Source organism: Sphingomonas cannabina (assembly GCF_021391395.1).
Taxonomy (GTDB): domain Bacteria; phylum Pseudomonadota; class Alphaproteobacteria; order Sphingomonadales; family Sphingomonadaceae; genus Sphingomonas; species Sphingomonas cannabina.
On the sequence record NZ_CP090059.1, the window covers coordinates 345001 to 357218 of the forward strand.

The following is a 12218-nucleotide window of genomic DNA, read 5'->3' on the forward strand; positions in this document are numbered from 1 at the left end:
TCGCACTTCGAACGGCACAACGCGAACATAATGACACCGGTAGGTCATTCCGCGGCGCAGCAAAGTCAATTCAACGCGATCGTTTCAGCGACGAATCGTTCTCCTTCCGGGATATCCAGTTCGATTACCCACAAATCGGGATCGCGCTCGACTCGGCGGCGCCAATAGGCGGCGATCGCCTCCGCATCCTCCTCGCGCGGGCCCGTTCGGATGAGTGCGGTACGACCATCGGGGCCGATTCCGCGCTCGACGAAACGCGGCTCGCTCCCCCTTTCGAGCAGCAGCACCAGCAGCGCCCCGGCCTGATCGTCGCCCCGCGCGAGCACCATCGCGCTGCCGCCGGCATCATGGACTCGGCGGATCAGCGCCTTGGCCAAGAGACCACTCGGCAGACGTTCGATCACGCGTGATAACCAGGCAGCCCCGCCAGCGGGATATTCGAGCGCATGAAAGTGCCGGTCCCCCGCGCCGCTTCCTCGCCCGAGGCGTCGACCAGTCGCGCCTCGGCAATCAGCACCCGCCGCTGTCCGCTCACCCAGCGGCCTTCGGCGACGACCGGTCCGGCCCGGAGCGGCTTGGTGAACAGCAGGTTGAAGGCGGTGGTGAGCAGGAAACGGTCGCTGACCAGGCTGTTCGCCGCGTAGAAGGCGGCATCGTCGAGCATCTTGAAATAGGCGGTGCCGTGGAGCGCCCCCGCGGCATGGAAGAAGCTTTCCGCGACGGTGAAATGAATCCGCGCCTCGCCCGGCGCGACGATCTCCATCCGCGAATCGAACAGCCGGTTGATCGGCGCCGCGTCGTAAAGCGATTCGAGCGCGCGGAAATGCGCCTCCGCACCGGCAGGCGGAGTCGGCCCCTCAGGCGGCATCGCGGGCTTCGATACCGGTGAGCAGGGCGTAGATCGCGTCGGGCGATGCCGCGCCGCGCAGCTTGTCGGCGAGCGCCCGGTCGCGCATCCGCCGCGAGATGCGCGCCAGCGCCTTCAGATGCTCGGCGCCGGCGCCGGCCGGCGACAGCAGCATGAACACCAAGTCTACCGGCAGATCGTCGACCGCCGCGAACTCGATCGGCCGCGACAAACGGGCGAACAGCCCGCGCACGCCACTCAGTCCTTCGATTCGCGCGTGCGGCACGGCAATACCGCCGCCGAAACCGGTGGTGCCGAGCTTCTCGCGCGCCGCCAGCCGGTCGACGATCAGCTTGGCGTCCATCCCCCAGAGCTTCGCCGTAGCGGCGCCGAGCGCGGTGAACAGCGCGCGCTTGCTGCCGACGGCCATGTCCGCGAACACGGCGTCGGGGCCGAGCAGGTCGGTAATGTCGTTCATCGATGATCTTTCGGCAGATGGGCTCAGTCGGCGCGGTTGGGCTCGACCCAGCCGATCGTCCCGTCCCCGCGGCGATAGACCATGTTGAGGCTGCCGGTGCCGCTGTTGGTGAAGAGCAGCGCGTTGGTGTTCCTGAGGTCGAGCATCATCACCGCGTCGGACACGCTCGCGCTCGGCACGTCGACGCGGGTCTCGGCGATGATCAGCGGGGCCTCGGCGACGTCTTCCTCGCCGCCCGCGTTGAAGACGGTATAGCCGGCGTTGTCATACGCCTGACTCTCCTGGACCGCGACCGCCTCCCCGGCATTGCGGTCCTTGAGCCGGCGCATGTAGCGTCGCAGCTGCTTCTCGATCTTGTCGGCGGCGCCCTCGAACGCGCCGTGCGCGTCCTGGCCGTCGTTGCTGCCCTTGAGGATCAGCCCCTGCATGACATGCGCGACGATGTCGCAGGTGAAGCGATGGTCGTGCGGCCCCTTGCCGAAGGTCACCTGGGCCGAGAGCGCGCGCGAGAAATATTTGTCCGCGATTCCCTGGAGCCGCTCCGCAACATGGCGCTTGAGCGCGTTGCCGGTTTCGACCTGATGGCCAGAGACCCGGATATCCATCGCTTCCTCCTTTCAAAATTGGGGATGGCGCAAAGGACGCGCGCCCCCCCCGGCGGACTCATCCCAACGCCGGAGACCCCCATAACGGTTCCTTGACCGTCGTCAGGAACTCGGCGTGGCGCGCAAGTTCTTCCTCGCTGGCGGCGTGCGGCCGCGCCGGCCGCACCACGGCGCGCGTCACCGGCGCCGCGACCTCCACCGTCTCGACATCGACCGCGAGGCCCAGCCCGATCTGCCGTCCGCCGGACAGCTCGACATAGACCTGCGCGAGCAGCTGCGCGTCGAGCAGCGCCCCGTGGAGCACACGGTGGCTGCGATCGATGCCGTAACGCGTGCAGAGGGCGTCGAGCGTGTGTTTGGCGCCCGGATGCTTCGTCCGCGCTAGCACCAGCGTGTCGATCATCCGCGTGCGGCACACTTCGGGATGGCCGCAGCGGCCGAGCTCGCCGTTCAGGAAGCTGAAGTCGAACCCGGCGTTGTGCGCGACCAGCGGCGCGTCGCCGAGGAACTCCAGCAGCTCGCCGACCAGCGAGGCGAACACCGGCTTGTCCGCGAGGAAGGCGTCACTTAGGCCGTGCACCGCCTGCGCTTCGGCCGCCATCGCGCGCTCGGGATTGATATAGGCGTGGAAGGTGCGGCCGGTCTCGACCTTGTTGATCAGCTCCACGCAGCCGATCTCGACCAGCCGGTCGCCACCGGCGAAGCTGAGGCCGGTGGTCTCGGTGTCGAACACGATCTCGCGCATATGGCCCCTTATCCTCCCGACTGCGGCATCAGGCAAGCGATCACGCAGCGCACGACGGCGCGCGTCTCATCCTGCGGTCCGCCGGTCGGGATGACGAAATCGGCGCGGGCGCGCTTTTCGGCGTCGGGCATCTGCTTGGCGAGGATCGCGGCGAATCGGTCCTCGGTCATGCCGGGCCGGGCTAGCACGCGTTCACGCTGGACCTCGGGCGGGGCGGAGACCACCGCGACCTTGTCGACCTGAGCCTCACCCTGAGTCTCGAACAGCAGCGGGATGTCGAGCACGACGAGCGGCGCATCGGCATGGGCGTTGAGGAACGCCGCACGCTCCTCCCGCACCGCCGGATGGACGATCGCCTCCAGCGCCCGCATCTCGTCCGGCCTGCCGAACACCGCCGCGCCGAGCGCTGGCCGGTCCACCCCCGCCGGCCCGGTGGTGCCGGGAAAGTGTGCCTCGATCGCCGGCAGGATGCGCCCGCCCGGACCCTGCAGCTGGTGAACCACGGCGTCGGCGTCGAACACGGGCACGCCTTCGTCGGCGAACATCGCCGCCACCGTCGACTTGCCCATGCCGATCGAGCCGGTGAGGCCCAGCTTGATCATGCCGTCAGCAGCGCGCGCAGCTCGTCGTCGCGCTCGCGAGGGGGCTCGGCATCGAACAGCAGCTCGAACGCGAGCGCCGCCTGCCCCACCAGCATCTGCAGGCCGTCGACGGTATCCAGCTCGCGCGCGCGTGCCTGTGCCAGCAGCGGCGTCTCCAGCGGTGAATAGACGATGTCATAGACCACCGCCTCCTCGGACAGCGGCGAGAGATCGATCTCCAGCGGAGGATGGCCGGTCATGCCGAGCGCGCTGGTGTTGACCAGCAGCGCGCTGGTCGGCGCGAGCGGCGCAGTGAGCGGCACCACATCGCCCTTGAGTCCGAATTGCGCGAGCAGGCCGGCGGCCTTGAGCGGCGTGCGGTTCATCAGCGTGACGCGGTCGACCTCCAGCCGCGCCAGTGCAAACAGCACCGCCCGCGCTGCGCCGCCTGCGCCGATCACCGTCACGTGCTGGCCGGCGAGGTCGAGCCCCGAGATCGGCGCGGCGAACCCGCCGGCATCGGTATTGGTGCCGATAAGGGCATCGCCGTCGCGCAGCACGCAGTTGATCGCGCCGATCGACTGGCGGATGCCGCCGCGATCCTCGACATGATCGAGCGCGGCGATCTTATGCGGCAGCGTGATGTTGCACCCCCGCCAGGCCGGATCGGCACGGCGCTCGGCGAAATAGGCGGCGAGACCGTCCGGCGCGACCAGCGTCTTGCGATATTCGGCATCGATGCCGAGCGCATCGAGCCAGAAGCCATGGATCACCGGCGACTTGGACTGGACGATCGGATCGCCGATCACCTCGGCATAGGCTCGCGTCATGACGTCAACACGCCTCTCACCCGCAGATAATCGAGCACCGGCAGCAGCGGCAGGCCGAGCACGGTGAAGTGGCTTCCATCGATGCGAGCGAAGAGCTGGGCACCCAGTCCCTCGATCCGGAAGCAGCCCACGCAGCCGGCGATCGCCGGCCATTCGGCATCGAGATAGGTCTGCAGGAAAGCATCGCTCAACGGCCGCACGAACAATGTCGCGGTATCGACCTCGCGCCACACCGGCCGGCCGCCTTCGGCGATCACCGCGGCGCTGTGGATCTTGTGGCGCTTACCCGACAAGAGCCTTAGATGGCTTTCGGCCTCGGCGCGCGTTGCCGGCTTGTCGAGGATCGCGCCGTCGGCAAGCTCGACGATCGAATCACTGCCGAGCACGAGCGCGCCGGGCTCGTTCATCGACACTTTGCGCGCCTTCAATTCGGCGAGTGCATCGGCAGTGTCGCGCGCGCTCACGCCGGCGAGCCCCGCCTTGGCCGCAGCTTCGTCGACGTTGGGCGGCACCGCCATGAACGGCACCCCCGCCGCCTCCAGCATCGCCCGGCGCGACGCGCTGCCGGACGCCAGGATCAATCTCATGTCTCCACCTTCGGCAGGTTGCGGTCGTTGACGAGGCCGATGATCGCCGCGGCCGTCTCCTCGATCGAGCGGCGGGTGACGTCGATCACCGGCCAGCCGTTGTCGGCGAACATGCGGCGGGCATAGGCGACCTCCTTGGCCACCGCTTCCTGCTCGACATAGGCTGTCTCGGTCTTCTGGTTGAGCGAGAGCAGGCGGTTGCGCCGGATCTGCACCAGCCGGTCGGCGCTCGTGGTGAGGCCGACGATCAGCGGATTCCTGAGCGCGAACAGTTCGGACGGCGGCGGCGATTCGACGACGATCGGCACGTTGGCGGCCTTGTAGCCGCGATTGGCGAGATAGATCGACGTCGGCGTCTTCGACGATCGCGAGACCCCGACCAGCACGATGTCCGCCTCTTCCCAATCCTCCGGCGCGATGCCGTCGTCATGGGCGATGGTGAACTGGATCGCGTCGACACGCGCGAAATAGGCGGCGTCGAGCATGTGCTGCCGGCCGGGCCGTGCCTTCGCCTCCTGCCCCAGCATCGCCGACAGCGCGTCGTTGACCCCGTCGAGCGGCGCCACCGCCGGCAGCCCCATCGCCCGGCACCGGCTCTCCAGCGTCTCGCGGATCGCATGGTTCACCAGCGTGAACAGCACCAGGCCGGGATTCTGCGCGATCTCCTGCAGGATGCGCTCGAGGTGCGCCTCGCTTCTCACCATCGGCCAGAAATGGCGCTGCGTCTCGACGTCGTCATATTGGGCGAGCGCCGCCTTGGCGATGTTCTCCAGCGTCTCGCCGGTCGAATCCGACAGGAGGTGCAGATGGAGCCGCATTCAGGACAGACCTGTGGAAAACATGGGGACGAGCGCTAGCGCAACCCCGTCCATGCGCCAAGCGAGGTGATTCCGATCGATTCGTCCATGACAATCCACAGCCCCGCCGACAGCGCCCGATTTGCCCCACAGGCTGTGGATAGCGGGGATGCCGATGCCCGACTCCCGACAGCGCCGCGATGAATCGCATCGTCAAGCTGTTGGCAGATGCGGGATGCTCGCCTAATCCCGGCCATCCACCCGCCAACAACCTTCAACAACCCTTAGATTCTTCTTTTCATAGAGGTAGGCGACGCCAGTGAGCGTGTACGAGACGAAGCCGCTGCTGGCGACGCTGAAGGGGGAGCGGCAGGCAATCCCTCCGACATGGCTGATGCGCCAGGCCGGGCGCTATCTGCCCGAATATCGCGCGCTGAGGGAAAAGAAGGGCGGCTTTCTCGAGCTGGTGACCGACAGCGCCGCGGCGGCCGAGGTCACGCTCCAGCCGATCCGCCGCTTCGGCTTCGACGGTGCGATCCTGTTCTCCGACATCCTCATGGTGCCGTGGGCGCTCGGGCAGGATCTGTGGTTCGAGACGGGCGAGGGCCCGCGGCTTGCCCCCACGATCGGCCGCAGCACGATCGATGAGCTGGCACCGGTCCCGCAGCGGCTCGATCCGGTCTATGAGACGGTGCGCCGGGTGAAGGCTGCGCTCGATCCAGCTACCACTTTCCTCGGTTTCGCAGGGGCACCGTGGACGGTGTCGACCTATATGATCGCCGGCCAGGGCAGCCGCGAGCAGGCCGAGGCGCGCCGGCTCGCCTATGCCGATCCCGGGCTGATGGCGGCGCTGGTCGACCGCATTGTCGCAGTGACGCTCGACTATCTCGAGGGTCAGGTCGCCGCGGGCGTCGAGGCGGTGCAATTGTTCGACAGCTGGGCGGGCAGCCTTTCTCCTGCGCAGTTCGAGACCTGGGTGATCGGTCCCACCGCCCGGATCGTCTCGGAACTCCGCACGCGCTGCCCCGACGTCGCGATCATCGGCTTCCCCAAGGGCGCCGGCGGCAAGCTCCCGGCCTATGCGCGCGAGACCGGCGTCGATGCGATCGGCATCGACGAGACGGTCGATCCGTTGTGGGCAGCCACCGGCCTGCCCGCGGGGTTGCCGGTGCAGGGCAATCTCGACCCGCTCGCGCTGATCGCCGGCGGCGCGCCGCTCGACGATGCGATCGATCGGATCCTTGCGGCCTTCGAGGATCGGCCGCATGTGTTCAACCTCGGCCATGGCATCCTGCCCGACACGCCAATCGCGCATGTCGAGCAACTGCTGGCCCGCGTACGGAGGACGGCATGAGCAATTGGCTCGGCAGCACCTATCTCTGGGTCAAAGCGGCGCATGTCATTTTCGTGATCTTCTGGATGGCCGGGCTGTTCATGCTGCCGCGCTATCTGGTCCATCACCAGGACGCGCTCGGAAACCCCGGGGAAGCGGCGAAATGGGTCGAGCGCGAAGCCAAGCTCCGGCGGATGATCCTGACGCCGTCGATGATCCTGGTGTGGGTGCTCGGCGTGATGCTGGCTACCAACCTCGGCCTGTTCGACGGCGCGCCGAATCTCGGCTGGCTCCATGCCAAGCTGCTGCTGGTGGTGCTGCTTTCGGGCTATCACGGCTGGGCGGTCGCCTATGCGAAGAAGCTCGCGCGCGGCCAAGCCACGCTCGCGACGCGGACGCTGCGGATGATCAACGAGATTCCGGCGCTCGCCGTCACGCTGATCGTCATTCTGGTGATCGTCCGCCCCTTCTGAGCGCCTTGACTTGGGCTTGAGCCGCACCTAACTCACTTCTGTGTCGGGACACCGCTCCAGCGGGCTCGGCATCCCTCCCTCCATCGCCAGCGCGTTCGCACCTTCCCAGCCGTTCAGCGCCTGCAGACCTCCCTTCGATCCACCCACCGGACGCCCGAAATGCATCTCAAGGACCTCAAGAAGAAATCCCCCGCCGAGCTGGTCAGCATGGCCGAAGAACTCGGTATCGAGGGCGCATCGACCCTGCGCAAGCAGGACCTGATGTTCGCGATCCTCAAGGTCCAGGCCGAGAACGGCGAGCAGATCATGGGTCTCGGCACGATCGAGGTGCTGCCCGACGGCTTCGGCTTCCTGCGCAGCCCCGAGGCGAACTATCTCGCCGGCCCCGACGACATCTATGTCTCGCCCAACCAGGTCCGCAAGTTCGGCCTGCGCACCGGCGACACGGTCGAGGGCGAGATCCGCGGGCCTAAGGACGGCGAGCGCTATTTCGCGCTGACCAAGCTGGTCTCGGTCAACTTCGACGATCCCGATGCGGTGCGCCACCGCGTCAACTTCGACAATCTGACGCCGCTCTATCCCGAGCAGAAGCTGACGCTCGACCAGCTCGATCCGACCCAAAAGGACAAGTCGGCGCGCGTCATCGACATCGTCTCGCCGCAGGGCAAGGGCCAGCGCACGCTGATCGTCGCGCCGCCCCGCGTCGGCAAGACGGTGATGCTGCAGAACATCGCCAAGGCGATCACCGACAATCATCCCGAGGTCTTCCTGATCGTGCTGCTGATCGACGAGCGGCCCGAGGAAGTCACCGACATGCAGCGCTCGGTGCGCGGCGAGGTCGTCTCCTCGACCTTCGACGAGCCGGCGACGCGTCACGTCCAGGTGGCGGAAATGGTGATCGAGAAGGCCAAGCGCCTGGTCGAGCACAAGAAGGACGTGGTGATCCTGCTCGATTCGATCACCCGCCTCGGCCGCGCCTACAACACCGTGGTGCCGAGCTCGGGCAAGGTGCTGACCGGCGGCGTCGACGCCAACGCCCTGCAGCGGCCGAAGCGTTTCTTCGGCGCCGCCCGCAACATCGAGGAGGGCGGCTCGCTCTCGATCATCGCCACCGCGCTGATCGACACCGGCAGCCGCATGGACGAGGTGATCTTCGAGGAGTTCAAGGGCACCGGCAACTCCGAGATCGTGCTCGACCGCAAGGTCGCCGACAAGCGCATCTTCCCGGCGATGGACGTCGGCAAGTCCGGCACCCGCAAGGAAGAGCTGCTCGTCCCGAAGGACAAGCTGTCGAAGATGTGGGTGCTGCGCCGTATTCTCATGCAGATGGGCACGGTCGACGCGATGGAGTTCCTGCTCGACAAGATGAAGGACTCCAAGACCAACGAGGATTTCTTCGATTCGATGAATCAGTAGCCGAGTGCGGCCGGAATTAGCGGCGCTAATTCCGGACTCGCACCGGCTCGGCCGGCGGAGCAAGGCTCCGGCCGACGGCGTGGGCTTTGCCCACGCCCTGACGGGTGCTGAATCCCTTTGCCCTCGCCGGCTAACCCGCTAAGCCCGCCGGCATGACCGAGCTCTGGCAGCATATCGTCAACGACTTCGCCAACATCACCAGCCCGAGCGCGCTGAGCGCGTTCCTGCAGGTCCTGGCGATCGACGTGATGCTGGCGGGCGACAACGCCATCGTCGTCGGCGCGCTCGCCGCTGGTCTTCCCGCCAATCAGCGCAAGCAGGTGATCCTGATCGGCATCATCGCCGCGCTGGTGCTGCGCATCATCTTCGCGCTGGCGGTGACGCAGCTCATGCAGATCATCGGCCTGATCTTTGCCGGCGGCCTGCTGCTGCTGTGGGTGTCATGGAAGATGTGGCGCGAGATCCGGCAGGACGTGAATCACGACGAGGAACTCGGCAATCTGAAGCCCGCCAAGAGCTTCGCCGCCGCTGCCTGGGCGGTCGCGGTCGCCGACGTGTCGATGAGCCTCGACAACGTCCTTGCCGTTGCCGGTGCCGCGCGCGAGCATCCGGGCATCCTGATCGTCGGCCTGCTGCTCTCGGTCGCGCTGATGGGCATCGCCGCCAACGTCATCGCCAAATACATCGAGCGCTACCGCTGGATCGCCTATATCGGCTTGGCGGTGATCCTCTACGTCGCCTTCAAGATGATCTACGAGGGCTGGACCGACCACCAGGTCGGAGTGCTGAGGCTGTTCAGCTAACGCGTCAGCCGAGATTGTCGGCGAAGAACTGCCGCGTCACCGCATCGGCGCGCACGGCGGAGTCGGGCGAGCGGCGCTTGCCCATCTCGGTCGCGAAGCCGTGGTCTTCGCCCGGATAGTCGACCAGCGTGACCTTGGGATGGGCGTCGAGCCCCTCGTGCATCTTCCGCTGCACCTCGGGCGACACGAAATGGTCGGCGCCGGCGATATGCAGGAGCAGCGGATGCGCGATCGCGTGCTTCTCGCCGAGGAGATTGTCGATGCCGACCGCATAATAGCCGACGCTGGCGTCCACGTCGGTGCGCGCCGCGGTCATATAGGCGAGCCGGCCACCCAGGCAGTAGCCGACGCAGCCGACCTTGCCGCCGCCGATCTCGGCGCGGGCGGCGCGGATCGTCGCCTCGATGTCGCGGATGCCGGCGTCCTGGTCGAACCTGCCCATCCAGTCGAGCGCCTGTTGGAATTGCTCGGGTACATCGGGATCGAGCTCGATGCCGGGTTGCAGCCGCCAGAACAGGTCGGGCGCCACCGCGAGATAGCCGTCGGCGGCGAGCTTGTCGCACTTCTGGCGGATGCCCGGATTCACCCCGAAAATCTCCTGGATGACCACGATCGCCGCGCGCGGCTCGCGGGTCGGGCGGGCGACATAGGCGGAGAAGCTGCCCTGGCCGTCGAGTGCTTCGATCGTCAGCGTCATATGAGTCTCCCGTGCCTGGCTTCGTGGTCGAGCAGCCACCGTTTGGTGGCGAGTCCCTCGCCCGCCGAATAATGGCCGAGCCCGTCCGCGCCAAGCACGCGGTGGCAGGGGACGACGATCGGAAAGGGATTGCGCGAGCAGAGCTGCCCGATGGCGCGCGGGCCTGAATCGAGCCGGCGAGCGAGCGCGCCATAGCTCATCGTCTCGCCGTAACCGATGGCGATCAGTCCACCCCTAAGTTCTTGTCCTCGCGTGGTTTTTGCGGGTTCGAGTGGCAAGGTGAATTGCTGCAGCGCACCATCGAACCACGCCTCGAGCTGCTCGGCCGCGGCAACGACCGCCGGCGCGTGCGCTCGCGACGGAGGCGAGCGATCGCGCTCGATCGCGATGCGGTGAATGATGGTCGCATCTCCTTCGATCCGTATGGTACCGACGGGCGTTGCGATCAGGGCTGTGTCGCGCGCATAAGGCATGGCTGAGGTTAACACGGGGATGCGCGCCCATGAAGATCAACGTCGAGATCGACTGCACCCCCGAAGAAGCGCGCCGCGCGATCGGATTGCCCGACCTGACACCGCTCCACGATCGCTATGTCGCGATGATGCAGGAGGCGATGAACGGCGGCGCGTCGCCCGAGTTGCTCGAATCGGTGATGAAGAGCTGGGCGCCGATGGGCGAGGCCGGCCTCAACCTGTGGCGCACGCTGTTCGAGAGCGCGACCAAGCCGAGCAACAAATCCGGCGGATGAGCGACACCATCTTCGCGCTGTCGAGCGGCACGCCGCCGGCAGCGATCGCGATCATACGGCTGAGCGGGGCGGGGGCCTTTGCGGCGGTCAAGGCATTGGCGGGTCGGCTGCCCGGACCGCGCTCCGCCGCGTTGCGCTCGCTCCGTGATCCGGCGACAGGTGCCCTGCTCGATCGCGCGCTGGTCCTGCTGTTTCCCGGTCCCGACAGTGCGACAGGCGAGGACGTTGCCGAGCTGCACCTTCATGGCGGCCGCGCGGTGGTGCGTGCCGTCGATGCCGTGCTGGCGGCGATGCCGGGTCTGCGTGCGGCAGAGCCCGGTGAATTCACTCGCCGTGCGCTCGCCAATGGCCGTATCGATCTCACCGAGGCCGAGGGTCTTGCCGATCTCCTTGCTGCCGAGACCGAAGCGCAGCGTCGGTCCGCCATCGCCAGCGCCGAAGGCGGGCTGCGTCGCCAGGTCGAGCAATGGAGCGCGCGGACGGTGACGCTCGCCGCACGGATTGAAGCGGCGATCGACCATGAGGACGAAGGTGACGTCGAGGCGGAATCGATCGCCACCGGCGTTCGCGAGGACGCGGGGACGCTGGCGCGCGAGATCGAGGCGATGCTGGTGCAACCGCCGGCGGAGCGATTGCACGAAGGCATCCGTGTCGTCCTCGCCGGACCACCGAACAGCGGCAAATCGACTCTGCTCAATGCGATGGCCGGGCGGGAGGCCGCAATCGTCTCGCCGATCGCCGGCACGACACGCGATCGCATCGAGGCGCCGGTGACACGGCGAGGCATCGCCTGGCTGCTCACCGATACCGCCGGTCTCGCCGCCGAGACCGATGACCCGATCGAGGCGATCGGGATCGCGCGCGCGCGCGAGGCGGCGGCGCTCGCCGATATCGTGCTGTGGCTGGGGGACGAGGCGCCGCCCGAGCCGGCGATGCTGGCCATCCACCCGCGTGCTGATGCGCGTCCCTCTCGTCCGGAACGCCTTGCGATCTCGGCGGCGACGGGGGAAGGGATGGAGGCGCTGTGGGACGTTCTGGTCGAGCGGGCGACGACGCTGTTGCCCGTGCCCGATGCGGTCGCTCTCAACCGGCGGCAGGCGGAGCTGGCCAGCGCCGCCGCCGCGGCGCTGGACTTCGCCGCTGTGGCGTCCGACCCGCTGCTGATCGCCGAGGAACTGCGTCACGCGCTTGTTCAGTTCGACCGGCTTACCGGACGGGCAGGCGTGGAGAATGTCCTCGACGATCTGTTCAGCCGCTTCTGCATCGGCAAGTGATGTT

Annotated in this window: 17 protein-coding genes; 6 read left to right on the forward strand and 11 right to left on the reverse strand. The window is 67.3% G+C overall.

The window, feature by feature from the left end; all coding sequences use genetic code 11:
- Positions 1-65: 65 nt before the first annotated feature.
- Genes LZK98_RS01755 through LZK98_RS01795 form a run of 9 tightly spaced genes read right to left on the reverse strand, consistent with a single transcriptional unit; the run spans position 66 to position 5491 of the window.
- Complete coding sequence (locus LZK98_RS01755) at positions 66-404, reverse strand: DUF1491 family protein (RefSeq protein WP_233784634.1); 339 nt, start codon at positions 402-404, stop codon at positions 66-68.
- Positions 401-868, reverse strand: a complete 468-nt coding sequence (locus LZK98_RS01760) for a PaaI family thioesterase (RefSeq protein WP_233784635.1) — start codon at positions 866-868, stop codon at positions 401-403. Before LZK98_RS01760 ends, LZK98_RS01755 begins: the two co-directional genes overlap by 4 nt.
- Positions 858-1325: a PTS sugar transporter subunit IIA gene (locus tag LZK98_RS01765; RefSeq protein WP_233784636.1), complete on the reverse strand. Its 468-nt coding sequence runs from the start codon at positions 1323-1325 to the stop codon at positions 858-860. The genes LZK98_RS01760 and LZK98_RS01765 overlap by 11 nt, the downstream gene beginning before the upstream one ends.
- A gap of 23 nt (positions 1326-1348) precedes the next feature.
- Entirely contained in the window at positions 1349-1930 is a 582-nt protein-coding gene (gene hpf, locus LZK98_RS01770; RefSeq protein ID WP_233784637.1) for a ribosome hibernation-promoting factor, HPF/YfiA family, read from the reverse strand.
- Positions 1931-1988: 58 nt separating this feature from the next.
- Entirely contained in the window at positions 1989-2675 is a 687-nt protein-coding gene (gene dnaQ, locus LZK98_RS01775) for a DNA polymerase III subunit epsilon (protein ID WP_233784638.1), read from the reverse strand.
- 8 nt (positions 2676-2683) lie between these two features.
- Positions 2684-3277: a dephospho-CoA kinase gene (coaE, locus tag LZK98_RS01780; RefSeq protein WP_233784639.1), complete on the reverse strand. Its 594-nt coding sequence runs from the start codon at positions 3275-3277 to the stop codon at positions 2684-2686.
- Positions 3274-4086 carry a shikimate dehydrogenase family protein gene (locus tag LZK98_RS01785; protein WP_233784640.1) on the reverse strand — a complete coding sequence of 271 codons (813 nt, stop codon included), beginning with the start codon at positions 4084-4086 and terminating at the stop codon, positions 3274-3276. Before LZK98_RS01785 ends, coaE begins: the two co-directional genes overlap by 4 nt.
- On the reverse strand, positions 4083-4673 hold the full coding sequence (locus LZK98_RS01790; RefSeq protein ID WP_233784641.1) for a Maf family protein: 591 nt from the start codon (positions 4671-4673) through the stop codon (positions 4083-4085). Before LZK98_RS01790 ends, LZK98_RS01785 begins: the two co-directional genes overlap by 4 nt.
- Positions 4670-5491 carry a pyruvate, water dikinase regulatory protein gene (locus LZK98_RS01795; protein WP_233784642.1) on the reverse strand — a complete coding sequence of 274 codons (822 nt, stop codon included), beginning with the start codon at positions 5489-5491 and terminating at the stop codon, positions 4670-4672. The genes LZK98_RS01790 and LZK98_RS01795 overlap by 4 nt, the downstream gene beginning before the upstream one ends.
- A gap of 373 nt (positions 5492-5864) precedes the next feature.
- Here LZK98_RS01795 and hemE point away from each other — a divergent pair, with 373 nt between their 5' ends.
- The 4 genes from hemE (at position 5865) to LZK98_RS01815 (ending at position 9495) form a co-directional block, all read left to right on the forward strand.
- Entirely contained in the window at positions 5865-6824 is a 960-nt protein-coding gene (hemE, locus tag LZK98_RS01800) for a uroporphyrinogen decarboxylase (protein ID WP_233786675.1), read from the forward strand.
- Positions 6821-7276, forward strand: coding sequence for a CopD family protein (locus LZK98_RS01805; RefSeq protein WP_233784643.1), 456 nt, complete (start codon positions 6821-6823; stop codon positions 7274-7276). Before hemE ends, LZK98_RS01805 begins: the two co-directional genes overlap by 4 nt.
- Positions 7277-7435: 159 nt before the next feature.
- The gene (gene rho / locus LZK98_RS01810) at positions 7436-8692 is read left to right on the forward strand and encodes a transcription termination factor Rho (protein ID WP_233784644.1); all 1257 of its coding nucleotides are present in this window, start codon (positions 7436-7438) and stop codon (positions 8690-8692) included.
- A gap of 152 nt (positions 8693-8844) precedes the next feature.
- Positions 8845-9495, forward strand: a complete 651-nt coding sequence (locus LZK98_RS01815; RefSeq protein ID WP_233784645.1) for a TerC family protein — start codon at positions 8845-8847, stop codon at positions 9493-9495.
- 4 nt (positions 9496-9499) lie between these two features.
- On the opposite strand, the gene LZK98_RS01820 is transcribed toward LZK98_RS01815, so the two are convergent.
- Both LZK98_RS01820 and LZK98_RS01825 read right to left on the reverse strand, forming a co-directional pair.
- Positions 9500-10192, reverse strand: a complete 693-nt coding sequence (locus LZK98_RS01820) for a dienelactone hydrolase family protein (RefSeq protein WP_233784646.1) — start codon at positions 10190-10192, stop codon at positions 9500-9502.
- Positions 10189-10665 (reverse strand): methylated-DNA--[protein]-cysteine S-methyltransferase, encoded by a 477-nt coding sequence (locus tag LZK98_RS01825; RefSeq protein WP_233784647.1) that lies wholly within the window; start codon positions 10663-10665, stop codon positions 10189-10191. The genes LZK98_RS01820 and LZK98_RS01825 overlap by 4 nt, the downstream gene beginning before the upstream one ends.
- A 29-nt stretch (positions 10666-10694) precedes the next feature.
- Between LZK98_RS01825 and LZK98_RS01830 the strand changes: the two genes are divergently transcribed.
- Positions 10695-10940 (forward strand): DUF6489 family protein, encoded by a 246-nt coding sequence (locus tag LZK98_RS01830; RefSeq protein WP_233784648.1) that lies wholly within the window; start codon positions 10695-10697, stop codon positions 10938-10940.
- On the forward strand, positions 10937-12214 hold the full coding sequence (gene mnmE / locus LZK98_RS01835) for a tRNA uridine-5-carboxymethylaminomethyl(34) synthesis GTPase MnmE (RefSeq protein WP_233784649.1): 1278 nt from the start codon (positions 10937-10939) through the stop codon (positions 12212-12214). Before LZK98_RS01830 ends, mnmE begins: the two co-directional genes overlap by 4 nt.
- Positions 12215-12218 lie beyond the last annotated feature (4 nt).